The 22,954-nt window shown below is 61.5% G+C and carries 19 protein-coding genes and 2 pseudogenes; 5 read left to right on the top strand and 16 right to left on the bottom strand.

The features are described from left to right. Positions 1–1,121 precede the first annotated feature (1,121 nt). Complete coding sequence (locus tag EAE28_RS23300; RefSeq protein ID WP_127110830.1) at positions 1,122–1,745, top strand: integrase core domain-containing protein; 624 nt, start codon at positions 1,122–1,124, stop codon at positions 1,743–1,745. Positions 1,746–1,806: 61 nt separating this feature from the next. Here EAE28_RS23300 and galE read toward each other — a convergent pair whose 3' ends face one another. After that, positions 1,807–2,802, bottom strand: a complete 996-nt coding sequence (gene galE / locus EAE28_RS23295) for a UDP-glucose 4-epimerase GalE (protein ID WP_127110828.1) — start codon at positions 2,800–2,802, stop codon at positions 1,807–1,809. 57 nt (positions 2,803–2,859) lie between these two features. Here galE and EAE28_RS24060 point away from each other — a divergent pair. The 3 genes and pseudogenes from EAE28_RS24060 to EAE28_RS23280 form a co-directional block, all read left to right on the top strand. Then, positions 2,860–3,129, top strand: a pseudogene (locus tag EAE28_RS24060) (ATP-binding protein); the annotation flags it as partial. A gap of 172 nt (positions 3,130–3,301) precedes the next feature. After that, complete coding sequence (locus tag EAE28_RS23285) at positions 3,302–5,086, top strand: acyltransferase family protein (protein WP_127110826.1); 1,785 nt, start codon at positions 3,302–3,304, stop codon at positions 5,084–5,086. An 85-nt stretch (positions 5,087–5,171) separates the two neighbouring features. Next, a complete protein-coding gene (locus EAE28_RS23280) occupies positions 5,172–5,957 on the top strand; it encodes a YdcF family protein (protein WP_164736761.1) in 786 nt (261 codons plus the stop codon). Positions 5,958–6,114: 157 nt separating this feature from the next. Here the strand turns inward: EAE28_RS23280 and EAE28_RS23275 are convergent, their stop codons facing one another. The 11 genes from EAE28_RS23275 to EAE28_RS23225 form a co-directional block, all read right to left on the bottom strand. Beyond that, the gene (locus EAE28_RS23275) at positions 6,115–7,281 is read right to left on the bottom strand and encodes a nucleotide sugar dehydrogenase (protein ID WP_127110836.1); all 1,167 of its coding nucleotides are present in this window, start codon (positions 7,279–7,281) and stop codon (positions 6,115–6,117) included. A 183-nt stretch (positions 7,282–7,464) separates the two neighbouring features. Further along, complete coding sequence (locus tag EAE28_RS23270; RefSeq protein ID WP_127110822.1) at positions 7,465–8,382, bottom strand: glycosyltransferase family 2 protein; 918 nt, start codon at positions 8,380–8,382, stop codon at positions 7,465–7,467. Beyond that, on the bottom strand, positions 8,379–8,930 hold the full coding sequence (locus tag EAE28_RS23265; RefSeq protein WP_220443994.1) for a DapH/DapD/GlmU-related protein: 552 nt from the start codon (positions 8,928–8,930) through the stop codon (positions 8,379–8,381). Before EAE28_RS23265 ends, EAE28_RS23270 begins: the two co-directional genes overlap by 4 nt. Continuing rightward, the gene (locus EAE28_RS23260) at positions 8,927–10,237 is read right to left on the bottom strand and encodes a Coenzyme F420 hydrogenase/dehydrogenase, beta subunit C-terminal domain (RefSeq protein WP_127110820.1); all 1,311 of its coding nucleotides are present in this window, start codon (positions 10,235–10,237) and stop codon (positions 8,927–8,929) included. Before EAE28_RS23260 ends, EAE28_RS23265 begins: the two co-directional genes overlap by 4 nt. A gap of 77 nt (positions 10,238–10,314) precedes the next feature. After that, complete coding sequence (locus tag EAE28_RS23255; protein WP_164736760.1) at positions 10,315–11,502, bottom strand: polysaccharide pyruvyl transferase family protein; 1,188 nt, start codon at positions 11,500–11,502, stop codon at positions 10,315–10,317. Positions 11,503–11,586: 84 nt separating this feature from the next. Further along, positions 11,587–12,756 carry a glycosyltransferase gene (locus EAE28_RS23250; protein ID WP_164736759.1) on the bottom strand — a complete coding sequence of 390 codons (1,170 nt, stop codon included), beginning with the start codon at positions 12,754–12,756 and terminating at the stop codon, positions 11,587–11,589. Next, positions 12,753–13,355: an acyltransferase gene (locus EAE28_RS23245; RefSeq protein ID WP_220443993.1), complete on the bottom strand. Its 603-nt coding sequence runs from the start codon at positions 13,353–13,355 to the stop codon at positions 12,753–12,755. Before EAE28_RS23245 ends, EAE28_RS23250 begins: the two co-directional genes overlap by 4 nt. Before the next feature lie 12 nt (positions 13,356–13,367). Beyond that, positions 13,368–14,726, bottom strand: coding sequence for an O-antigen polymerase (locus EAE28_RS23240; RefSeq protein ID WP_127110814.1), 1,359 nt, complete (start codon positions 14,724–14,726; stop codon positions 13,368–13,370). Positions 14,727–14,752: 26 nt separating this feature from the next. Beyond that, positions 14,753–16,042 (bottom strand): lipopolysaccharide biosynthesis protein, encoded by a 1,290-nt coding sequence (locus EAE28_RS23235; protein WP_127110813.1) that lies wholly within the window; start codon positions 16,040–16,042, stop codon positions 14,753–14,755. 4 nt (positions 16,043–16,046) lie between these two features. Then, a complete protein-coding gene (locus EAE28_RS23230; protein WP_127110811.1) occupies positions 16,047–16,967 on the bottom strand; it encodes a sulfotransferase family protein in 921 nt (306 codons plus the stop codon). Between the two features lie 79 nt (positions 16,968–17,046). Beyond that, positions 17,047–17,436: a MarR family EPS-associated transcriptional regulator gene (locus tag EAE28_RS23225; protein WP_127110809.1), complete on the bottom strand. Its 390-nt coding sequence runs from the start codon at positions 17,434–17,436 to the stop codon at positions 17,047–17,049. A 1,000-nt stretch (positions 17,437–18,436) separates the two neighbouring features. Here EAE28_RS23225 and tnpC point away from each other — a divergent pair. Further along, a pseudogene (gene tnpC / locus EAE28_RS23220) lies at positions 18,437–19,098 on the top strand (IS66 family transposase); the annotation flags it as partial. A 225-nt stretch (positions 19,099–19,323) separates the two neighbouring features. Here the strand turns inward: tnpC and EAE28_RS23215 are convergent. From EAE28_RS23215 to EAE28_RS23200, 4 genes are all read right to left on the bottom strand, one after another. Beyond that, positions 19,324–20,544, bottom strand: coding sequence for a sulfotransferase (locus EAE28_RS23215; RefSeq protein WP_127110807.1), 1,221 nt, complete (start codon positions 20,542–20,544; stop codon positions 19,324–19,326). After that, positions 20,544–21,365 (bottom strand): sulfotransferase, encoded by an 822-nt coding sequence (locus tag EAE28_RS23210; RefSeq protein ID WP_246022611.1) that lies wholly within the window; start codon positions 21,363–21,365, stop codon positions 20,544–20,546. Before EAE28_RS23210 ends, EAE28_RS23215 begins: the two co-directional genes overlap by 1 nt. A 69-nt stretch (positions 21,366–21,434) precedes the next feature. Beyond that, the gene (locus EAE28_RS23205) at positions 21,435–22,100 is read right to left on the bottom strand and encodes a class I SAM-dependent methyltransferase (protein WP_127110803.1); all 666 of its coding nucleotides are present in this window, start codon (positions 22,098–22,100) and stop codon (positions 21,435–21,437) included. After that, positions 22,087–22,935 (bottom strand): Stf0 family sulfotransferase, encoded by an 849-nt coding sequence (locus EAE28_RS23200; protein WP_127110801.1) that lies wholly within the window; start codon positions 22,933–22,935, stop codon positions 22,087–22,089. The genes EAE28_RS23205 and EAE28_RS23200 overlap by 14 nt, the downstream gene beginning before the upstream one ends. Between the last annotated feature and the right edge of the window lie 19 nt (positions 22,936–22,954).

Below are 22,954 nucleotides of genomic sequence, written 5' to 3'. Positions count from 1 at the left end.
CCGCAAACGCCAGTCGACAGCGCCACCGAGCGGGCGACCGCAAGCGGAACATCAATGGGGCGGAGACGTCGCTTACGGTGCACCCGCACTTTGGTATGACTAGGTACTGCACCTCAGGGTACTTGCTTGAGCAAAAGAGTCGATTCTCAATACTTATCACACGGCCTCTCCGTCGGGAGCATTGATGTCTGAGTGTAGCGTGAACTCCTACCAGACTTTAGTCCGACCCGCAGGCTGTCTGGAAGGCACATTGTACCATTCCTATCCCGTTCTTAACGCCTTGTTAACCTTTCCACTGGAGAGTGGCCTAAGCCATCGTCCATCTGAGAGTGGAGCCAAGGCAAGCATCATTTGCGAGCGATCACAGCGATCACGGGGTAAGAGCGGTGGGTAGTCACGAAGATGCAGGGCGGGCAGCGGAGCAAAGAGCTGATCATCTGGCACATATTTACAAGGCTAGAAGTGGCGAAATCCTGATTGCTTCGGAACCTGTGCAAGCAGTCGATATGTGCCGAGGCGGCATCGTATCTTACGCTATCGGTGATACTTTGAGAGTCGAGTTTGTGGCAGGACGGTATATTTGGTGTACTGATCAGTTAGGCCGGGGTGTCACCTTTGATCGTGAAGGAGCCGATGGTCTCGATCGGTCTCCCACCGCCGGCTTCCCCTGATATTAGGGTCACAACCAGTGTCAGTGCTTAGTCGTTCTTGCGGTCATCTGAGCATATTTCTACCGTGAACCAAACGAGCTGCGGCGAAGGACATACAGAACTATGGCGATTGAACGTGAGGCACGCTCAACGGTTGTCGGCGCGAAAGTAACGCCGTCGCTCAAACTTGCGCTGCGCGAAGCAGCCAAAGACGAGCATCGTACAATAGGGTCCATGATGGAGAGGATTCTGGCTGACTGGTTGGCGTGCAACGGTTACCTAGATCGGAGTATCGTTTTCGCGAACTAGGCTGTTCCTATCAGTTGATTGCGCTCGCAGGGAGGGTGGCAGGCTGTCGCGCTACCCTCTCGTTCGTTCATAAGACGGCGGCCCTGCTTGGCACGCAGCTTCTAGGTGTTTGATCCCAAGGTTTGATGGTGCGGTCCTTGCTCAAGAATGGAAGGAAGCACTATGGGACAGGTTCGTCACGGAAGCGCCACGACAACGCACGCCGTCAGAGCAGCAATACAGCGATCGCTAGCTTCGCTCTCGCAGCTGAGCCGGGAATTGGGCATCAATTCCAAGACGGTTGCGAAGTGGCGCAAGCGCGTGACAGTCGAGGATATGAAGACCGGGCCGACGGAACCGCGCTCGACGGTTCTGACCGAAGCCGAGGAGGCGGCGATCATCGCGTTCCGGCGCCACACGCTCCTTCCGCTGGACGACTGTCTCTATGCCCTGCAGCCGTCGATCCCGCAATTGACGCGGTCAACTCTGCATCGCTGTCTGCAGCGGCATGGGATCTCGCGTCTTCCGGATGTCGAGGGGGACAAGCCCAACCATCCTTGGACCAACGGTCAGGTCGAGCGGATAAACCGCACGATCAAAGACGCGACGGTCAAGCGCTTCCACTACGAGAACCACGACCAGCTGCGAACACACCTCGCCAACTTCTTGGCAGCCTACAACTTCGCCCGAAGGCTCAAGACGCTGAGCGGCCTCACGCCCTACGAATACATCTGCAAAATCTGGACAGCGGAGCCGGATCGATTCACCATCGACCCGATCCACCAGAGGCCGGGACTGAACACCTAAGAGCGCGCGCACGGCAAGAGCCTAATATGGTCCTTTTCCTTTGTACTAAGGTCCGCGCAATTTAGCCATGGAAGCCGCCGATTTTGTGCCAGGTCCAGGCATCCTGAATCATCAGCTTCAGGCTGGAACGCTTTGGGTCCCAGCCAAGTTCGTGCAGTGCACGGTGTGAGCCTGAGACCAGCGCGGTTGCATCGCCACTGCGACGAGGACCGAAGCTGTGGGGCACCTTTTTCCCAGTCGCGGCACGGGCGTGGCCGATGACCTCTTTCACTGTGAACCCAGCGCCGGTGCCCAGATTGAACACACGGCTTTCCTTGCCATCCAGCAGCCACTGAAGCCCGAGCACATGCGCATCGACCAGATCCATTACATGGACATAATCCCGGATGCAGGTCCCGTCAGGCGTGTCGTAATCGGTGCCATAGATCACCAGCTCCGGGCGCTGGCCATCTATCGCTTCCAGCATCACCGGGATCAGATGCGTCTCGGGTCGGTGGCACTCACCGATTTCGCCGTCAGGATCCGCTCCCGCGACATTGAAATAGCGAAAGATCACCGAGCGCAGCCCATACGACACGCCAAAATCGCGCAGGATCTCTTCGACCGCGCGCTTGGATGAGCCGTATGCGTTGATCGGCTTTTGCGCGCTGGCCTCGTCCAGAAGTACGCCATCCTGCTCACCGTAAGTGGCGCAGGTAGACGAGAAGACAAAGTCCAGAACTCCGGCCGCAACCGAGGCCTCGATTAAATTGAGCGATCCAAATACGTTGTTGCGCCAATATTTTCCTGGATCCACCATCGCCTCACCGACCTGACTGAAGGCGGCAAAATGCATCACAGCGACGGGCTGATATACCGCAAAGGCAGCATCCAGCGCGGCACGGTCCATCAGGCTCCCTTCGACGATGGGGCCATATTTTACGGCCTGTAGCCAACCTGTCGACAGGTTGTCGAAACAGACCGGCACATAGCCACGCGCAGCAAGAAGTTTGCAGGCGTGCGAACCTATGTATCCCGCACCCCCACTTACGAGGACGTGTTTAGGTGTCTCGGTCATGCCTTGGACTAGCTCCACCTTGTGTTTTTGAAACCTGTCTCGAATCAATCCGTAGAACTTGCCGCAGAACTCGTCATGTTCCAGCCCTTGATTCACAATCGCGGTCACCTGCCGTTCAGCGCCACAGGTGGGGCGTTGCTCTTCCATCTGCTGAGCAAGCTCTACGAGCGAACTAGCCTGGTCATCACCACCGCCTTGCTCGACCGCCTCACCCACCGCTACCACATCCTCGAGACCGGGAACGACAGCTTCCGCTTCAAGGCCAGTTCAGCCGCCGCATCCGCCGCTAAAAGGAAGGAGGCAACACAGATCTTGACCCCAGCATGAACCAAAAACACATAATCAGAGGTGGCTCACTTCTCGGTGAAAAAACCGGCTCAGTTCTGAGTACAAATCAACAGTCATCATTTTTTGCGCATTTTTATCCGGGCAGACGACCCTTACCAATGAAAGGGAAACGCCACGCGCCGTTCAGCCATGAACCTGGAAATCTCTCGATATGAAGTACAGAAGAGAAGTCGACGGGCTGCGCGCGCTTGCGGTCGTGCCCGTCATGCTTTTCCATGCAGGGATTGGCCCGCTGACCGGTGGCTATCTGGGCGTCGACATCTTCTTTGTCATCAGCGGCTATCTGATCACGGGAATTCTGCTCAAGGAAATCGCCGCGGGTGAATTCTCGCTCTGGCGGTTTTACGAACGGCGGGCGCGGCGTATCCTGCCGGCCCTGTCGGTCATGGTTCTGGCCTGTATTCCGATGGCTTGGTTCTTCATGCTGCCGGACCCGCTGGAGAACTTCGGCCAGAGCGTCGTGGCGACGATGCTGTCGCTCAACAACGTCCTGCTGACCATGACGAGCGGGTACTGGGACCTCGCGTCCGAGTTCAAACCCCTCATCCACACCTGGAGCCTTGGGGTCGAGGAACAATTCTATCTGATCTTCCCCGTGTTGCTGATGGTTGCCTATCCGCTGTTGCGGGGCAAGACCGTCGGACTGGTCTGGCTGATCGTGATCGTCAGCTATGTCAGCTGCATCCTGCTCTATACGCGACACCCCGATGCCACGTTCTACCTGCTGCACACACGCGCCTGGGAGCTGGGAGCCGGGGCGCTGGCGGCGTTCTGGGAACATCGCCGCAAGTTTCAGGCGAACAATCTGCTGTCGGGTCTGGGTCTGCTGCTGATCCTAGCCTCGATGCTGCTTTTCACCGCCTCGACCCCGCATCCCTCGTACTGGACGGCCGCGCCTGTCATCGGCACGTTGCTGGTGCTTCTCTACGCCAGAAGCGGATCCGTCGTGGCAAGCCTGCTGGGCCTCCGGCCGCTCGTCGGGATCGGGCTGATCAGCTACAGCCTGTATCTGTGGCACCAGCCGCTGTTCACCTTCGCGCGCGTCCTGAGCTTCGACGAGCCGGGCAAGATGCTTTTCGTCCTGCTGCTCGCCGCCTGCTTCGTCATCGCCTATCTGAGCTGGCGCTTCGTCGAGCAACCCTTCCGCCGGGGCTCGGTCGTATCGGTCCCCGCGCTGGTCAGCTTCTCGCTGGTCTCGACGGTATCCCTGGCGCTCGTCGGCGGCCTGTTCCATATGGCGAATGGTTTCCCGTCCCGGGTTTTCGGCCCGGACAGCGACATCGCGGCGGGGATGCATATCTCTTATAACCACCGGATCTCGCGGTATTCCGCTGCGGCCTTCGACCCCGACGCCGGCACCAGGGTGCTGGTGATCGGCAACAGCCAGGCCCGGGACTTTGCCAATATCCTGATCGAGACGGGCCTGATGGACGCAGCCCAGATCATTTACCGCGTCACTCTTGCGGTCTGCGAGCCTGACACGCTGTCCGGGGAGGACCGCGCTCTGGTTGCCCAGGCGGATGTGATTTATGTCCCTGTCGTCGCCCTGCCCCCGGCCTGCAACGACCTGATTGCCAGCGCTGCGCCCGGTTCAGACAAGATCGTTTTCGTCGGACCCAAGCATTTCGGGTATAATCTCAATGCCTTCGTGCGTCTGCCCGTCGAGGGCAGACCGACCTATACGACGCAGATTTTCCCCGAAATCATTGCCGACAACATCGGCAATGCCCAGGCCGTTCCGCCTGAACACTACATTGATCTGATCGGCTGCGCGTCAGAGGATGGGGAAGCCATTCGTGTCTTCGACGATGCCGGGAACATCATTTCCGCAGACCGCGTGCATATCACCCGCGCGGGCGCGCAGTTTTTTGCGGCCTGCCTGATGAACCATCCTGCGCTGGCCATCCTGCGCCCGCCGGTGCCGCATGGTGCCTAGCAGGCAGAGCCTGACCTGCGCCGCCCCGGATTTCCGGGGCGCGCAGCGGTGACGCGGGTCCCTGCCTGCCTTTTGTGAGGCTGACGTGACGCCGAGCGTGTTCTTTCTGCTTTCCCAGCTCGTCAGCCTTGCCCTGAAGGGCGAGACATGGCTGGCCGCCGGACTTGTGGCAACCGTGGCGGGCGGCCTGTCGGGGCGCCGCCGCCTTGCGACAGGGGCCGGTGTGGTGACGCTGGTCGCCTTTCTGACCATCGGCCTGTTCCCGGTGGGAGAGCTCATCCTGCGCGGTCAGGAGGGCGCGTTTCCGCCCGTGTCAGCACCCGATTCCCTTGACGGCATTGTCGTGCTGGGCGGCGTCGAAGACCCGCGCGCCACGGCCTTCTGGGGGCAACCGCAGATCAATGACGCCGCAGAAAGGCTGACCGCAGCAGCGGCGCTGGCCCTGGCGCATCCCCAGGCCCGGCTTGTGTTCTCGGGGGGAAGCGGTCGTCTGAGCACCGGGCTCTTCACCGACCCGCCGCTGCCGGGCGTGGCGCTGGACTTCTTTACGGCGCTGGGTATCGATCCGGCCCGGGTCACCTGGGAGAGCCGCTCCCGCAATACGGCCGAGAACGCGCGTTTCGCCTATGAGGAAAGCGCGCCGCAGCCGGGCGAAACATGGCTGCTGGTGACCAGTGCGTTTCACATGGGCCGCGCCCTGGCCAGTTTTTCGGCGGTGGGCTGGGATACGATCCGGCCCTATCCCGTCGATTTCAGAACCGGAGAGTTCCGGACGGGCATCAGCTGGAACCTGCCGCGCAATCTGGGTCGTCTGAACGTTGCGCTCAACGAAGCCGTCGGCCGGCTGGCCTATCGTCTTCTGGGCCGCTGACGGCCTTCCGGTTTTCGGCTTTGTCCGCGCAATCGCGCCTCCGGACACGCAAAAAGGCGTGGCTGAACGCCACGCCTTGTCTCTGGACCGGCCCCAAAGGCCCTGTCGTCTTTCGGGGGACCGCGCCGGTCCTGCCGGGTGCGATCAGGATCCCGGCTCAGTCGTGACCGAACAGATCGCGCGTGAACACCTTGTCCTGAACATCGGCAATATCCGCGGTGAGCCGGTTGGCGATGATCACCTCGGCCTCGCGTTTGAAGGCGTCCAGATCGCGTACCACCCGCGAGCCAAAGAAACTGTCCTCCTGCATCGCCGGTTCATAGACGATGACCTCGATCCCCTTGGCCTTGATCCGCTTCATGATCCCCTGCACCGACGATTGACGGAAATTGTCGGAACCGGCTTTCATCACCAGCCGGAACACCCCGACAATCGCGGGCTGTCTGGCGACGATCTGCTCGGCCAGGAAATCCTTGCGCGTCCGGTTTGCATCGACAATCGCCGCGACGAGATTCTGGGGTACATTGGCATAATTCGCCAGCAGCTGTTTGGTGTCCTTGGGCAGGCAATAGCCGCCATAGCCGAAGGACGGATTGTTGTAGTGATCTCCGATGCGCGGATCGAGGCTGACCCCGGCAATGATCTGCCGGGCATCGGCCCCATGCGCCAGAGCATAACTGTCCAGCTCGTTGAAGAAGGCCACGCGCATCGCCAGATAGGTGTTGGCGAAGAGCTTGATGGCTTCAGCCTCGGCGGGTGCGGTGAAGAGCACCGGGACATCGCGGTCTTCCGCGCCTTCGACCAGCAGATCGGCGAAGACCCGGGCGCGGTCGGTATGATCCCCGACGATGATGCGGCTGGGGTGCAGGTTGTCGTGAAGCGCGCGGCCCTCGCGCAGGAATTCGGGACTGAACAGGATGTTCTGATTGCCGGTTTCCAGGCGCAGATTGTGCACGAATCCGACCGGAACCGTGGATTTTATAACGATTGTTGCCTCTGGCCGCAGTCGCGTGGCCTCGGCCGCGACGGCTTCGACCGAGGAGGTGTTAAAGAAGTTGGTCTTGGGATCGTAATCCGTCGGCGTCGCAATGATCACCAGATCGGCCTGCTCCAGAGCCTGCGGAAGATCCGTCGTTGCCTGCAGATCCAGCGTGCGGTTCGCCAGGAAGTCCTCAAGCTCGGGGTCCACGACGGGGCATTGGCGCGCATTGAGCATTGCGACGCGCTGGGGGGAAATGTCTACGGCAGTTACCGTATGGTTCTGGGCAAGAAGTGCCGCGTTTGACAAGCCCACGTAACCAATTCCGACCACGACGATGTGCATTTTCATTTCACTCATATTGGGGTTTTTCGACCGTGGCCGGGGGCGGAAAGAGGCACCGGCAGCGCGGTCTTCCTGTCCACAGCGACGCCGGGCAGACCTGCTTGTCGCGGTGTCTGCCCTGAGGGTGCTTCAGTCGTTTCTCAAGGATCCGCGCGGGCGGCTCAGCCCGGGCCGCAACCGGCGTTAACCGCCCGGCGCGCGTGTCGCGGTCGGGTCGATGTTCAGGATCGTACGGATGGCGGTCACCGCATCGGTTCCGGTCCTGCGCATATGCGCCCTGACCTCGAACAGTTTCATGTCGACCAGATAGCGGTACCAGAACCCCTGCAGCACGTGAAAGGCCGTGCCTTGCGGACCATCGAGGAAGCCCAGCCGCACCACATAGCGATAGAGGAAATAGGCAAGCGCCCGGAAACCCCCGGGAAGCCGCGTATAGACCTTGTCCTTGAGCAGCCGCTTGAACCCGGCGTTGCGTCCCGGATCGGCGCCGCGCTGGACCCTGCCCAGAAAGCCGAACTCGGCATCGAGCACCTCGATGGCTTCCCGGCTGGCATAGGCGTTGTGCTTGTCGATCCACCAGCCCAGCGGCTTGAGATTATCGTCCAGCAATTCGCCGTCGAGCTGGACAGCCGTCCCGTCGAGCAGGATGTGTTCGTCCATCCAGCGATCTTCGGAGCGCCCCCGGCCATGGCGAAGGACGCGCACGATCGGCACCGGAAACAGCCCGCCCCAGCGGATCTGCCGTCCCAGAAAGGCCATGCGGCGCAGAACCTCGGCCCCGGCGACCTCGGGCCCCAGCGCTGGCAGGCGTGTGGCCAGCGCCCGGGCCAGCTCGGGCGAAACGACCTCGTCCGCATCGAGCCGGAAGATCCAGTCGGTATCGGCCGGCAGCTGGTCGAGCGCCCAGTTGAACTGCCGGGCCTGGGTGACGAAGGGATGCACCAGCACCTCTGCGCCCAGATCACGGGCGATCTCGGCGGTGGCATCCGCAGAGCCGCTGTCCACCACAAGGATCCGGTCCGCGACTGCCTGCACCGACCGGATGGCCCGGGCGATATGCTGCGCCTCGTCCCGGGTGAGGATGACGACGGTCAGCGTCATTCCCGGATCTCCCGCTTTCTGAGCGCCCGGGCCGGAATGCCCGCATAGATGGTCCAGGACTCGAGGTTCCGGGTTGCCACCGCCCGCGCGCCCAGCACGGCGCCCTCCCCGATGGTCACGCCCGGCCCGACAAAGGCCTCGGCCCCGACCCAGGCATGCGTCTCGAGGGTGATCGGCGCGAAGATCAGCGGGCGCGACAGTTGGTCGGTTGCATGGCTCGCCGAACACAGAAAGCTGCGCTGGCTGACGGTCGCGTAATCGCCGAGGGTGATCGGGGCGACATTGTAGCAATCCACGGCGTCCGCGAGGCAGGCGTAATTGCCCATCCTCAGGTTGCCCGGCCACCAGATCTTGCACGAGGCATCGACCCGGCAGCCCTTGCCGATGGTCGCGCCGAAGCTGCGCAACAAGAACAGCCGCCAGCGCTTGAACAGCGGCCCCCGCAGCGGGGCGAAAAGCAGGCTGCGCGTGACATGCCACAGCGCGCGTCTGGCCTTGTCGCTATGGCTGCGGCTGTCGACATAAAGACGGGTCGGCTGGCTGGTCACGACCGCCTCCGCGAGAACAGCGCGCGCAGGCGGACAGACAGGATGCGGAAAGCCGCCGCCGAAAGTTCGAGGCGGCGCAAGCGCTTGAAGACACGCGCCATTTCCTGATCATAGATCGCAATATCGCCACGATCGAGCGCCGCGCGGAAGGCGGTGCGCGACCGGGTCGAGACCTCTTCGCGCAGATTGTAGATCCGCGCGCGCAACGGTCCCGGACGGACCATGTCCGGCAGGGCGCGCTTTTCGGGAACCCAGCGCTTCTTGGCCTTTGCCCGTGCCAACCGGTGTGCAAGCCCTTCGCGCCGCTGGCGGAACCCGCCCGCCTGCGCCTCTGCGGCCTCTTTCGCGGTCATCGGCTCGATGACCACGCGCCCCTCTTCGGCGGCGGCCCGGATCAGCCGGGTCAGGTCGGGATTGCGCGAGACAACCATGTTCTTGCCGCGCCAGTCGAAGGCGTAGCGCGGCAGCCAGGCATCGCCGATGGTGATGTCGGCGGTTTCTCCGACCACGTCGTCGCAGTAATTGCAGGCATCCGGCATCATGGCACCGAGGTTGAATTTCCCCCCCGTCAGCGGGGCGGAGTCATGGATGCTGACCGCGTCGTTGCCGCGCTGCCGGATGCCGAAGTAATAGGCCTTGGCCGGGACATTCTCGGATTTGACGCGAAAGGTGATCGCCTTGATGTCTTCGGGCGGGACACCTGCGCCCCAACCCAGCGACATGGCCCAGTGCACGCTCTTGAAATGGCCACAGACCAGGGCAAGCGTATAGGCAAGGCGCTCGGCGATAACCGGGTCCAGCAGCTTGGCCCGGTTGGCCGCCTTGACCAGACAGGGCACGCCCATGAACAGATAGCGCCCCGGGACGCGCTTGACCTCTGCCAGCACCTCCGAAATCTCGACCACATGGTAATGCGAATGCGCAGCCTCCCGGATCTCGTCGAGGCTGCGGCTGATCCCGTAGCGGAAGAACGGATCCTCGCCCCCGTCCCGGACCGCAGGCCGGGCGTGGATGACGCCGTCTATCAGACCCTTGCGCAGCAATTCGGCCGCCAGCCACGAGCCGATGCCGCCCGAACTGCCGGCGCGGCGGAACCCGCCTTCCTCGGCATGGGCGCTGAACACACTGTCGTATTTTCCGATCTTGTGATCGCGGTGCGCCGTCGCGGGCAGCAGGCGGTCTGCCAGAACGTCCTCGTTCAGCTCGGGGGCCAGAAAAGGACAGGCCGCGTCGAGTTCGCGACCCTTCGCCCCGCCCACCGCATCGTCCAGCACGGGCTGGAAAAACCCGTGCGTATCAAGTTCCATCCGCCCGCCGGCCGCAAAAGCGCAGCCGCCGCAGCCGACGCACAATCCGGAAGCAAGGACGCGTTCGACACCCTCGGTCAATTCAAAACCCTCTCTTTAAGTCCCGAAGCGCGGTCCGTCTGATTGCGGGCCGCCTCGATATTCGCGTCGAGATACGCTTCCGCCGTCGCGCGGACCGCCGCGAGCCGGGCGTTCACCTGCACCCAGTCGACCGGCGTCCGGGCCAGTTCGCGGACCCGGGCCGGATCGGCGGTCTCGACGATGCGGTCTGTCAGCCCGGCGAGCGTCAGCAGATTCTGCACACGGGCGTTCATGCCGGCCCGTTTGCCCGGCAGGGACACCGCGACGAAGGGCTTGTTCATCACCACGCTCAGCGCGACGCCATGGAAGGAGTTCGACACGACCATCCCGGCGCGCGCCAGCATGTCCAGCCACTCGCGCGGGCCCGGAATGACGCCCTGGCCGATGTCGCGCCAGCGCTGGTGCGGATTGCGCGGCGCGTAGAGCGCCCCCCCGGTGAGGCGGGCGGCCTCTTCGGCGACCTCGCGGATCCCCTCGTCGGTCCGCAGGGCGTAGCAGAACACGCTGTTGTCGGGCGCATTGCCGGAGGACAGCAAGCTGTCGAAGCGCCCCAGCAGGATGGTCGGGTCCGGCACGACCAGCGCGCGATCGCGCGGCAGACCGGCACTCTCGAGGATGTCGAGCCCGCTGCTTTCGCGGACCGAGATCGCGTCCAGCCCGCCCAGAAGCCGCCCCAGTTCGGCGCGATACCCCGGTTCGATCGTGCTGCGCCCGAAGCTCGGGGCATAGGCGGCCTTGCGCAGGCCGTCGCTGCCGGGAATGTCCAGAAAATACACCGGATCCAGCCCGCGCTGAATGGACGGATTCCAGATCTGGTCAGAGCCACAGACGAGCATGTCATAACCGGCCATCAGCGGGCGCAGATCTTCGGGCTGACGCAGCCGCGGGCCGCTGACGCCGAGATGCTCGGCGCGGAACCGGTCAAAGGCTGCCGTCTGCCGCTTGTCGCCAAAGAACCGGTGCCGGAGATGGGCCTGCTTCATGTAAAGGATCGTGGCATTCTTGCGCCAAAGCGACAGTTTCCAGGGCCGGTCCAGCGGCCCGCCCTCTTCCACATAAGGCGGATGGTAATTGACGAATTCTGCCTCGGCGCCGCGCTCCTGCAGCCAGCGCCGCAGGGCAAAGGCCTGGAACAGCGCACCGTAATTGTCGCTGAAATGATAGGTCAGCAGTCCGATTTTCATGATCTTCATCCCGTCGGAGCAAGACCGGGCAGAGCCCGGAACAGGGTGTGAGCGCGCCGGCGCGCCCGACGCCGGAAAGGCGGGTCAGTCGAGATGCACGAAATCCGGCTGGTCGCCGCGCTTGAGCAGCCAGCGATAGGCCTCGATCGACATCTGTGCGATCCTCGCCCAGGAGAATTCGTCTTTCATCCAAACCCGGCCGCGCGCGCCCATCCCGGCCCGCACCTCGGGCGGCAGCGCCAGGGCCTGCGACAGGGCACCGCCAAGCGCCTCTGCCGTGCTCTCGACCCACCAGCCACAATCCTTCTCGACAAGACCCGGCCAGGGCGTGCCGCGGGTGGCGATCACCGGAACCGCCAGCGCCAGGCTCTCGGCCACGGTCATCGCGAAGTTCTCGCTGCGCGAGGGCAGAATGAACAGATCGGCCTGCCCCATGGCGAGCAGCTTGTCCGCGCCGTATTTCGGCCCGAAGAAGGTGACGCGCTTGAGACCCAGTTGCGCGGCCAGCGCCTCGAGTTCAGCCCGGTGACCGGCCTGATCGGGGCCGATGATTTCCAGCTGCCAGCCGGGATGCGCGGCCTCGACCCGGCTCCAGGCGCCCAGAAGCAGGTCGAGCCCCTTCTTGGGATGCACGCGGCCCAGGGTGACCACTCGGCGCGGGGTGCCCGCGTCCGGGGCTGGTTGCAGTTCGGGCAGGTCAATCCCGTTGGGGATGATCGCCACCGGCTGGCGCAGGCCATAGGCGCGGATATCGCTCCGCTCGATCTCGGCCGTGGCATGGAACATCCCCGCCGCCGCAAAGGCCGCATCCTGCGAGATCCAGCGCATCAGGCGTTTGCGCATCGGCGAGAAACCCAGGGCCACCTCGGACAGCATGCCCCGCGGCGAGATCACAAACGGGGTCTGCGGCGCAAACCAGCCGTTCGCCATCAGCCACAGGCCATGGGTGTGGATCACGTCGGACTCATGCCGGCCTCCGCGGATCGCCTGCTGCATCTGCCGGGACAGACCCATCCGGCGCAATCCCGGCACGGTCGCGAAATCGCGCCGGTAGCGATGGTCCTGCAGGCCGGCCGCGGCGTGTTCCGGCTGCCCGCCGAGCGAATGCAGGGAAACCGTGGCCCCGAGGGCCGCCTGAGCATAGGCCAGACCCGGCACGCTGTGCGAGGGGCCTGCCGATTTGTTCTCGATGGACGACAGGGTATGCGCGATGCGCAGGTCTTCGCCCTGCGGCAGAGGGGAAGACAGGGTCATGCCGTCCCCTCGCTCTGCCGCGCCGGCCCGAAGCCCGGCCGCCATCCGACGATCCGCGCCGGCGCGCCCGCGGCAATCGCGCCAGCGGGAATGTCGCGGGTGACGACGGATCCGGCGCCGATCACAGCCCCCTCGCCGATCGCATGGCACTGCGGCAGGACGATGACGCGCGCGCCGATCCAGACCCGCTCGCCGATGATCTTGTCACGCGCGGTCGGCAGCGACTTCGGATCCAGGCCGTGATCATGCGTATAGAGAATACTGTCTTCCGAGATCAGCGTATCCGCCCCGATCACCAGCTTGCCGGTCATGTCGAGCGATACGCGCCGGTTGATCTGCACCCTGTCGCCGATCTCGATCCCGCGCGCCGCGCCATCGGCACTGGCGGTCACGCCCCCCCAGATCAGGCTGTCCGAGCCGATATGCACACGCCCGGGCTGCGTGAAGGTCACGCCGGCATGGAGCCGCGAATTAGCCCCCAGAGAGCCGAGCGTCGCCCGGTGCAGCATCGTCGCAAAGAACGTCGCCGCACGGCGGAGGACCGCACGCACCAGTCTCGGCCCGGCAAGCCAGGGGCTGCCAAGTTTCTGCAGTTTCATCAGGGGCTTCCTTTAAGCGGGCCGGTTGGCCGGCGTTGGCCGTGTGACGCGGTCTGTGGCCGGACCCAGCCGGAATCGAAGGGAGAACAGCTTCAGGACAAGGATCATCAGGAGGGCCTTGAACAGGCTCGTCGTCAGGGCTGCGGCGAAGGATGACTGCATGGTTGCCGTGATAAAGGGATAGGCAACGATAGGGTACATCCAGAACCCGTAGCGCCGCCGCAGGCCACCCGGCGAGAGGGTCAGATACTCGATCGCCCGGTAGAGAGCGCCAAGGCCAAACCCCACCAGCATGCCCAGCCAGCCGAAGTTGAGAAAGGCTTCCCCGGGCCCTGTCGGATTGACGCCCCCCACCGTGTTGCGGATGCCGAGAACCTCCTGCTTGACATAGGGCCCTAGGGTGACGACCGGCTTGTCCGGCCACAATGCCCGGGGGACCCAGGCAAAGGTCCAGTAGGTATAACTTTCCCCCCAGAACCGGTCATCCGGCCGCGACAAGGCGATGATCAGGATGGGTACGTTGACATCGAGAAAATAGGTCGAGCCGAAGATCTGGTTGGTCAGTGTCTCGGTCGCGCTTGCGGTCTGCGCCTGCGAGTGAGTGTTGCGCAGGTTGGTCATCGTCACGAACAGCGCCAGAACCAGAGCGACCCCGCCCGCCGCCTTGAAGATGCTGGCCGGCGAAAAACGCCGCCCCATCATGACCGAGACGAACACGAACAGCGCCAGGATGTTGACCAGTTCGAAACGTTTCCCTTCGAGAATGGTCAGAAAAAACTCCTGCGCCAGCAAGGCGAGCATGATCAGAAGATCCCGCCGAAGCAGCGTGTGTCGCGTGATGAACACCATGAGGGCCAGCGTCGGGATGAACAGGAGCGCGCGCGAAATCGCGCCGGTCGCCCCAAATCCCTCGACCCCTTCGATACGCACCACCCGCGACGAACTCATGGTCTCGAGCGTCTCGGTATCGAAGGCGGTCGCCACCCCCCCGAGGCCACGCGCCGCCATCATCGAGCCGATCACCGCCAGCGCCGTCGCAACCCCGACCAGCATCAGAACCCGGGGATAGCGCACCTGTGACACCACCCCCGCCACCAGCGCGTCGTCTCGCATGCGCCAGACCTTGCGGATCGACACCACATAACCAAGGCAGATCATCAGCACGAAGCCTGTGACGAACAGATACCCCTCGATCACCGCCCATGGGTCGTCGATGTAGAGCTGGAAAAACATCTCGCCGTCGAAAACACCAAGGTAAATGGTCTTCAGGAACATTCCGAAAAAGACGAGATAGCCAAGGATATGAAGCGGCGAGACGAGCGGCACGCTGCCGTAACGACGCGCCAGCAACAGCGGGATGGCAACGGACACGACCGAGGAAATGAACAGGATGGGGATCATTCACTCCGCCCCTTCCTGCCGGGGAGCAGGCTGAGAAGCGTGGTATCGACCCCCAGTCTTCGCCAGATCAGACAGGACAGCAACAGGTTCGACACGGCCACGGCAACCAGCACCGACAGCGCCAGACCCTGGCTGGTCATAGCGTCACCCTGAAGCAGGATTCCGCCCGCCATCAGCCCGAGACTGACAACCCGTGCCCCCAGCGAGAATTTTTCCAGCCCGCTTTGCGCCGCCACGGTGAAATTCACGCCGAAGGCGACATTCGCGAGGCTGCCAAGCGCCAGCAACCCGAAGATCGTCCAGGTTTCGGCCGAGTTTTCGATGTCATAGAACCCCAGCGCCAGCGGAAGCAGGGCGACGAGAATCAGCAAAAGGCCGATCCCCGGGAAGAAGGCGAGCTTCAGCCCCTGACGACAGGCCTGCTGCACATCCGCAAGCTTCCCCTGAGCATGCGACCTGCCGATGCGCACCAGCACGGACCAGTTGGCAATGACCTGCGGCTGGGCCGTCAGGTTCGCGATCCGCTTCAGGATCTGATAATGGCCCAGTGCCACGGGCCCGAGCACCAGCCCGCCGAGCAGAATATCGACCTGCGACACGGTCGCGCCCAGAACGGAACTGCCCCAGAAGCTGGGTTGTCCGCCCCGCGGCAGGCCGGGGCCGTCGCGCCATAGCGGTGTCCTGATGCGGATGAGGGCATAAAGCCCAGCAACCAGCATCAGGCCCAGGGCGGCAAACAGCAAAAGCGCGACATGGGCGTCCTGCAGGCCGACCAGTTGGCCGATCAGCACGGCCAGCATGATCAGGCTTTGCGGCGCGCCGTCACGCAGCGCCATCGACAAGGTTTCCCGTCCGTCCAGCCGGAACGGTGTCGCGGCATGCGTGAGCACCATCACGACAAGCGCGGCCAGTCCGACCGGAAGCACCTCGCCCATGTCCAGAGGGCCTTGGCCCAGAGCGCGCAGGGCCGCCTCGGGCAGCAGGACCGCGGCGAGACACAACACCGCCAGCATGCCGAGCGGCAGGATCAGGGCCACTTTCACCGCCTCAAGGCGCGAGAGTCCGCGCTGCGGGTCGCCCTGCCGCGCCGAGGTCTCGCGCAACAGATAGGCCGGGCTCCCCATACCCGCCAGCGCGGCGAGGAACAGGGTCAGGGACCACAGATAGACAAAGGACCCGAAGGCCGCCGGCTCCATGACGGCCGCAACCACCAGCAGAGACAGGACATTGACCCCGACGATGCCGCCGCGCGCGACAAACAGGGCGATGAACCCGCGTTTGGTCATTGCGTTACCAGTCGCCCGGGGTGATCCCGAGCGCGCGAAGCGCCCCGGGGACATGGGACAGGCGGAGCCTGAGCTCGGCCAGGGTTTCCTCTTCCAGGGCAACCTCCACCGGGGCGCCAGCCCGCCGCGACACGGCCTGACGCAGCACCTGGCGCATGCCATCGGGCACCAGACCGCGCAGCCGCTGGCGGTACGTGGTCGAATTCAGAAGCCGGGAGAGCATCTTGCCTTTGGGAACGCGCATGCTGTCGCGCGCATTCGACACCCCGCTGCGCGCGGGCAGGCGGTCAGGATCCAGTCCGATGAACGAGGCAACCGCGCGCGCGGTGCTGTGGCGTTCGGAAACGAAGCGCTCGAAGATCACCGGCAGGACGTTCTCGCGGCCGAAGGCCTCGATCCAGGGCGCCATCTGACGCGCATAATCGCTCCACGCAACATAGCGCGTCTCTTCCAGGGCCGCGCGGTCGAAATCTTCTGCCGCGACCCGCCCGGCGATATGGTCATGGCCGAGGTGGCTTTCGATACGGCGCAACGGATGGCGCATGATGTAGATGATCCGCGCCTCAGGCCCCAGGACGCGACGCGCCAGCCCGGAGACATCCGCCCGGTCGGGGGTCATGGTGTAATATGTCGAGCCCTCACCCCGCAGGGCGCCCTGCGGCGCGCCCCGGAAATGCCGGCGCCACATGGTCAGGACCTCATCCGGATCCTGGCCGCGATGCAGGATGTCAGGTTCCTTGTCGGCCGGCATGAAGCTGTCAGGATGCAGGGCCAGATCGTCATAAAGCGTGGTCGTTCCCGCCTTGCAGGCGCCCACGATCAGAAAATGCGGCGTGCCCTCGGGGACAGCGGGCAGGCCGCGGTCGGGATTCTGCACGGCCTCAGAGGCATCGCCGGGCGCGTTCTGGGTGTCAGCGTATGACATCGGATACTTCCTTGCCTGCAATCCTGAACAGGGTCGCACTCTCTGTTTGAAAAGGGTCGCCGCGCGGCCCGCCGCCGGATCAGCCCGAGCTTCTGCCAAATCCCGAAGCCAGCGCCTGCGCCGGGACGTCGGATCCCTGAAGCTCGGTCGAGAGCGTGTCGATCTCGTCCCGCAGCGCCTCGTATTCGCGGATCTTGCGCGCCAGAAACCGCCGCCCCAGCCGGGCTTTCTCGGCCAGTCCGCTCGGTGTCAGGATATATGCGTAGCGCCGCTTGTCGTCGGCGGCGGTGAAATTGCCCAGTTTGACCAGCCCGGTCTCGATCAGAGCGTTGAGAACGTAATGCACACCGCCGACGCTGATCCCCGCGGCCTCGGCCAGAGCGCGCTGGGACAATTCCGGGTTCTGCTGCAAAAGGCGCAGAACGCGAAACCGCGCGTCCTCTTGGCGCTTGCTACGCGTAACGCTCATTGGTCGTTCTGAACTTTGCGAAAGCTGCCGCACAAGGACCGCCTGACCGGCGCCTTGAGGTTGGGAACCCGCGTGCCCAGCATGACCACGGATCGTTCATGTCCGAACGATACCACGCAGCACAAGAAGGCAAAAAGCGTCAAAATCTGTTGGCAAGGCGCCCAGCCAGAAACGCGAGCCCTGCGATCTGACCTAAGCATGCATGGCGCTATCACGGACCAGAGGCAGCGTCTGCTTGGGGGATCGGGCGCCTTTTCCCGCAGTTTTGTGACGATTGCACGAAATCGCGGTTACAGAAGCCGGGATGTTGAAAAAAGGATCTGTCAGATTTTTAGAGGCCCCCCCCCGGGGGGGCGGCGGCGGGCAGCGCATTTCGCTGCCCCTTGCTGCATCCTGCTTCCCTTGAGGCGCTGAAAGGTGAGGAGACCGTGTCGGAACTGGCGCGCCCCTCGCTTAGCAAGCAAGTCCGAACGTCGGCACCGGCGAACTTGGAGAATAGGTTATCCACGATAAGGCGAACTTATCGGGAATGGAGGGGAACTGACTAGCTCTAGCAGGTAGTGCGCAAAAGCAATCCATTATGCACGTTAGAAGATTGGGTCACGGTCAAATATTACATTTCTCAATCGGGAATCCGCCATGCAGCTTCCCCCTCGAACGCAGCGACTCTCAGGTGAACGCGTCCCGCTTTTGTCGGCTGGCCGAAGAGCGGGGGCCCATGTTTGACGCGCAGCTGGTGTAGCATTGGCATTCGCGGCCATCAAAGAATCGAGGCATATAGCCAGCCCTTACGCAGCGCCCGAAAACTAGACCGCTCGAAGCTGGAGTCTTCGGCTAGCAAGTGTGTTTATCATAAGCGTCCGGCGTCGCGGCTCTGCCGCGCATAGAGGGTGATCGATAGTGTCCACTATGGGATAGTAGACACTGTGGGTGCGTGATGACGCGTCGGACGAAGCTGCTTTGGACGGACGAGGAGCCCCTCGCCCCCGACACCAACGCCACGAAGACGGCCTGGCTCTGGGCCTATGCCCGCGACGACAGCGCCTTCGGCGGCAGTGGCCCGCCCTTGGTTGCCTATCGCTTCGAGGACAGCCAGTCCGGCGACTGCGTGCGCCGTCACCTCGGCAACTACCGCGGTATCCTGCAGGTAAACGGCTATGCTGCCTACAACAAGCTGATACGCAAGAACGGGGGCAACGACAGCCTGCGCCTGGCGGGTTGTTGGGCCCACAGTCGGCGCCGCTTCTTCGAGCTCCATGTTGCCGGCGCCTCCGAAATCGCCACCGCCACGGTCGAGCGGATGACCGAGCTCTGGAAGCTTGAGGCAGAGGTTCGTGGCCAAGGCCCCGAGGTGCACGCCAGGCCGCCTCCGCACCCATCGACGCCGATCTGTTCGCCCTCTGGCAGCAGACCTTGCCCCGCATCCCGGGAAAATCGAAGCTGGCTCAGGCCCTGCGCTATGCCATCTCCCGGCGCGAGATCTTCGAGCGCTTCCTGACCGACGGCCTTGTCGAGTTCGACTCCAACATCGTTGAGCGCGCCATCAGACCCCAGACAATCACGAGAAAGAACAGCCTGTTCGCCGGTTCGGATAGTGGCGGTCGCACATGGGCCACCATCGCCACACTCTTGCAGACCTGCAAAATGAACAACGTCGATCCCGATGATCTGCTCGTCTGTGAATCTCGTTCGCTTCATTGTCCGTCCTCAAGTTGAGCCGGGCTCTAATCGTCGGTGGAATAAAAATCCCGTGGCAGATCATTGCCCCCGGCGCAAATCACTGGGCTACCCCCCGAAAATCGGACAGTGACGGAAGCTACGATCTGAGGTCTGCTGATCCCCAAGACGAGGAGATCAGAACATGTCGAACCGCAGGAACCGACCGTGCTAGGAGGCCGAGAACGGCGTATCTTGGGCCTTGCGCGCCTCAGCCAAGGTATGCTCAAGTGCGCTATAGGCCGGGACATGCCCAAAATGTGGGCGCAGGCGGTCCAGCCAGTTCGCGGCTTCATCCAAGAGACCGGCACTTATATACAAGCGCGTCAGACTGTGACCAAAGGCGAAGCTGGACCGTTCCAGCGGCGTTTCCTCAGCCAATTCACGAGCTTTTTTGATCGCACTGGACAGTTGCGCTGAAGGAGCATGTGCTATCAAAGGTGCCAGTATCCAAACATAGTGGGTGATGTCGGTCACAGTCTGCTGGTGCAAGGCCTGACTCTCTCGCATCCGAAAGATACTGTCGCGTGCCGCGCTAAGCCCTGACATCAGCGGTACCAGACCGGTCTGCTTGTCAATGATTGCACGGGCTTCGGAGCGGGTCAGCGACCGCGGACCGCAGGCTGGACCAAAATCAGCAACGAATGCCTGTGCGGCGGCCATCCAAGGGCCCTTCGACACCTCGGACACATGGGCACGGTACAAAGATGGTTTGACTCCGTCGAGAGCAAAAGCCGCAACCGTTTCGACGCTGGGAGACAACCCGGCGAAGGGCGCGATGGCGGCCAGCACCTGAGCTGGATTACGCAGCAGATCGGCATGGCTGACCACCATGGTGTTATCGTCGCCCAAGGCTGACAAAACCTCGTGCATTGAGACGACCCAAAGCGCGGCCATCGGTTCGGCCGCAGCAATAACTGGAAACTCCTGCGGACGACGCGCGACGCGCTGCACCTGGCTCTCGGCAACCTCGGCGGGATCCCGCAAAATAACGATACGCCGCAGGTAGAACCCCGCGGCAGGCACCACCCTTTCCCAGAAAGGGGCCAGGGTGGTGAGGCGAGGATCCTTGAGGACGAAGGGCCCAGGCCCTGCAAATGTATCCCGCAACATCTGGACAGCCTCGTCCTTCCAAGGCCCCAGTTCGGGTGTGTCAAAATCGACGCTGCTGGCCCGAAACCCCCAATTGTCCCACGACGCGCCTAGATAGCCCAGCAACCTATCATTGAACCCACGTATCAATGGGTGTTCAGCATAGCCGTCTGGATTGTCGGGATCGCGAGTATCATCGAACGCCCCCAATGAAGCCCCCATCGCCGCCAACCCATGTGAGAGGAGTGAGGTGCCAGAGCGATGAACGCCGAGGATAAGGGTTAGTATCGGGGGCGGCACTAAGAGTAACCAAGCTTTCTAGAGAGTTCTGCAAGGACACTATTTTCGGCCATCGCCTCCTCTAAATACCTATCGATTAACTTCGATACTTCAGGGTCGTTGCGAGCGGGGTTGGTCTCGCTAGCAACTTCAACGGATGACCTAACTGGTTCGGCCTCCAGAAAATCCAGAATAGCAGGGAATTCGTCGTCAGCTTGCTCGATTTTAACTGTGCGCGCCTGGTCAGCATTCGTCGCACAAAGCGCTTCGAAGTACTGTGTCGTCCCCACCCATCTATCAACATAAGATGCGACAAGACCGGCAATTTGGTTCTCCAGCGCGCCGGTATCCGTACCGGCATCGAATACCTCCCGGTTCCAGGCCCGGATCGAGCTCGAGATCGATGTCCTAGGGTCGCGCACGACGTGAATAATCTTTGCCGCAGGAAAGAGCGTCAGCATTCGCTCAGGGACTCCGGAATTGGGGCCGTACCGTATTTCCTTGAAACCCCAACGTTTCTTCCCATCAGGCAATCGACGCGAAAACAATTCGATAATAATGTTGCGTTCGATTTCTTCGATGTCAGACTTGTCGAAAGGGCAAACCCACGCCGCTCGGGTGCCGTCGCGCTGGAGCGTTTCGTAAGGATCCTCGCCGACATACGGAAAGCTGAAAGTGTTGAGCGCCTTGCTGCTGCGTGTGTTGCGCGCCCAAGTGAATAGCCCGCGAAGGATACCGTCATGCTCACCCCATATCCAAATATCACTGACACCAGAGAGAGAGGTTTGCAGATAAGTAGATCCACAGCGCCCAGTGCCGAGAATCAAGATAGGGGATACCATTTCCACGTTTGCTCTTGCCTTGTTCTTAACGTTCCAGAAAAAGAAGAGCGAAAGCCCAATCTTCCATTTTTAGCGTCTCTTAGAGCGCCTCATTTTCAGCTTCAAGCCCGGCTTCTCAACAATAGTTAATCCATCCAGTGCCGGCGCAAGACTATGATCAACTGTAGCTTGGCGAACTACCGAAAAACCGACATCCTCGGACATCGAGGCAAATTTTTCGCAGGTCATCCTGAAGCGACCACCGAGTGCGGAAAACGAGGCGAGGTCAGCATCGACATTTGAGTGATGCAAGATTGCTCGCCCGCCAACTTTGAGTACGCGATAGATATCGCGCAGATAAAGTTCAATCAAATCCGGAGACATAAAAATCATATCTCCGAATGAAAAAACTGTATCAATACTCGAGCTTTTACAAAAGCTTAACGACTTGCCATCGGAATGATAACCAACAGCGTTCTTTGAGCCGGCGAGCCTGCTCAAAGTCAGATCCACATTTCTATGGATGAGATCTGAAAATATGACCTTTTTTGCATGTCGAACAAGAATCTCGGTGTGTCGCCCATGACCACACGCGAACTCAAGAACATATCCCTTCAGGTCTATATCTTCAAGAAGACGCCCAAAAGGTGTTTCAGGATCCCAAAAGTATTCTGTAGAGTTCTCAGCATTTGTGTAGAATTCAGAGGCGGCCCAAATATCTTTCGCGCGCTCAAGTTCTTCCTCAATACCCGTCATGAATATCCCTTTCGCTCAACAGGCGTTCGATAGCGGCGATATTTCTCGAAACAAACTCAAGCTCGCCAGCCAAATAGTTATCGTCCCCAATTTTAATTGTTTTGATCACCCCCTCACCTTCTTTATCTTCAATTTTACCGTGGACATCATTCCAGCCAATTCTAAAAAGAATTCGCCGGATAATAATGGCGCTTGAGTCCACCATGTCCTCGTAAACTATCCTCATCGGCCTGATGTCATTTGAACGATAGAAACTATCAAGCCATTCTTCAGCATCTCTGATCCTGTTTATTTCGGACCAAAGAGCGTTATCTTCGAATGCGCCGTTTTGTATTTTGGAGGCATCAACAGATCTGCCTGATCCCTGAAACACATGCCATACGCCAGTCTGTTTAGCCCGCAGAAATGAAATACCTTGCTTGACTATATTTCTTCTGCGCATATCGATCCAAACGGGCTCTAAACTAGAAAAAGACGCCTTGATGTCGATGATTTCTGAAAGCCAACGAAGACGATTAGCATCGATTTTAAAACCAAACGTTTCACCGGTTCTTCCTTTTTGTATCAAAGATTCTAGAAATTCCTCAACGCTAGAAAAATCAATGTCTTTATGTTCGTGAGGTATGCGCTGTTCGGAAAAATACTCACTCGGCCGCCCAGCGTTCCCAAAGCAAGCAAGTTCGGAGGCGAGCCACGTTGATCCACACCTACCCGTCATGGAAATAATGTAGACTTTTTTTATGTGTAGACGTGCAAGGATGTCCGATATATCAATGAGACCATCAGGGAGTGAAATTCCTAGGTTTGAAATTGCCTTGCCAACAAGGTTTTCCATTCCCGTTGCTCCTTTTGAT

The sequence above is a fragment of the Pararhodobacter zhoushanensis genome (assembly GCF_003990445.1).
In the GTDB taxonomy this organism is placed as follows: Bacteria; Pseudomonadota; Alphaproteobacteria; order Rhodobacterales; family Rhodobacteraceae; genus Pararhodobacter; species Pararhodobacter zhoushanensis.
Note: the sequence above shows the minus strand (reverse complement) of the source record. Positions and strands in the feature narration are given on the sequence as shown.

Excerpts from the sequence above, each read along its gene's own strand:
- EAE28_RS23300 (WP_127110830.1), top strand. The coding sequence starts at position 1,122 with ATGGGACAGGTTCGTCACGGAAGCGCCACGACAACGCACGCCGTCAGA.
- galE (WP_127110828.1), bottom strand. The coding sequence starts at position 2,802 with ATGACCGAGACACCTAAACACGTCCTCGTAAGTGGGGGTGCGGGATAC.
- EAE28_RS23285 (WP_127110826.1), top strand. The coding sequence starts at position 3,302 with ATGAAGTACAGAAGAGAAGTCGACGGGCTGCGCGCGCTTGCGGTCGTG.
- EAE28_RS23275 (WP_127110836.1), bottom strand. The coding sequence starts at position 7,281 with ATGCACATCGTCGTGGTCGGAATTGGTTACGTGGGCTTGTCAAACGCG.
- EAE28_RS23270 (WP_127110822.1), bottom strand. The coding sequence starts at position 8,382 with ATGACGCTGACCGTCGTCATCCTCACCCGGGACGAGGCGCAGCATATC.
- EAE28_RS23260 (WP_127110820.1), bottom strand. The coding sequence starts at position 10,237 with ATGGAACTTGATACGCACGGGTTTTTCCAGCCCGTGCTGGACGATGCG.
- EAE28_RS23255 (WP_164736760.1), bottom strand. The coding sequence starts at position 11,502 with ATGAAAATCGGACTGCTGACCTATCATTTCAGCGACAATTACGGTGCG.
- EAE28_RS23250 (WP_164736759.1), bottom strand. The coding sequence starts at position 12,756 with ATGACCCTGTCTTCCCCTCTGCCGCAGGGCGAAGACCTGCGCATCGCG.
- EAE28_RS23245 (WP_220443993.1), bottom strand. The coding sequence starts at position 13,355 with ATGAAACTGCAGAAACTTGGCAGCCCCTGGCTTGCCGGGCCGAGACTG.
- EAE28_RS23235 (WP_127110813.1), bottom strand. The coding sequence starts at position 16,042 with ATGACCAAACGCGGGTTCATCGCCCTGTTTGTCGCGCGCGGCGGCATC.
- EAE28_RS23230 (WP_127110811.1), bottom strand. The coding sequence starts at position 16,967 with ATGTCATACGCTGACACCCAGAACGCGCCCGGCGATGCCTCTGAGGCC.
- EAE28_RS23225 (WP_127110809.1), bottom strand. The coding sequence starts at position 17,436 with ATGAGCGTTACGCGTAGCAAGCGCCAAGAGGACGCGCGGTTTCGCGTT.
- EAE28_RS23210 (WP_246022611.1), bottom strand. The coding sequence starts at position 21,365 with ATGGTATCCCCTATCTTGATTCTCGGCACTGGGCGCTGTGGATCTACT.
- EAE28_RS23205 (WP_127110803.1), bottom strand. The coding sequence starts at position 22,100 with ATGACGGGTATTGAGGAAGAACTTGAGCGCGCGAAAGATATTTGGGCC.
- EAE28_RS23200 (WP_127110801.1), bottom strand. The coding sequence starts at position 22,935 with ATGGAAAACCTTGTTGGCAAGGCAATTTCAAACCTAGGAATTTCACTC.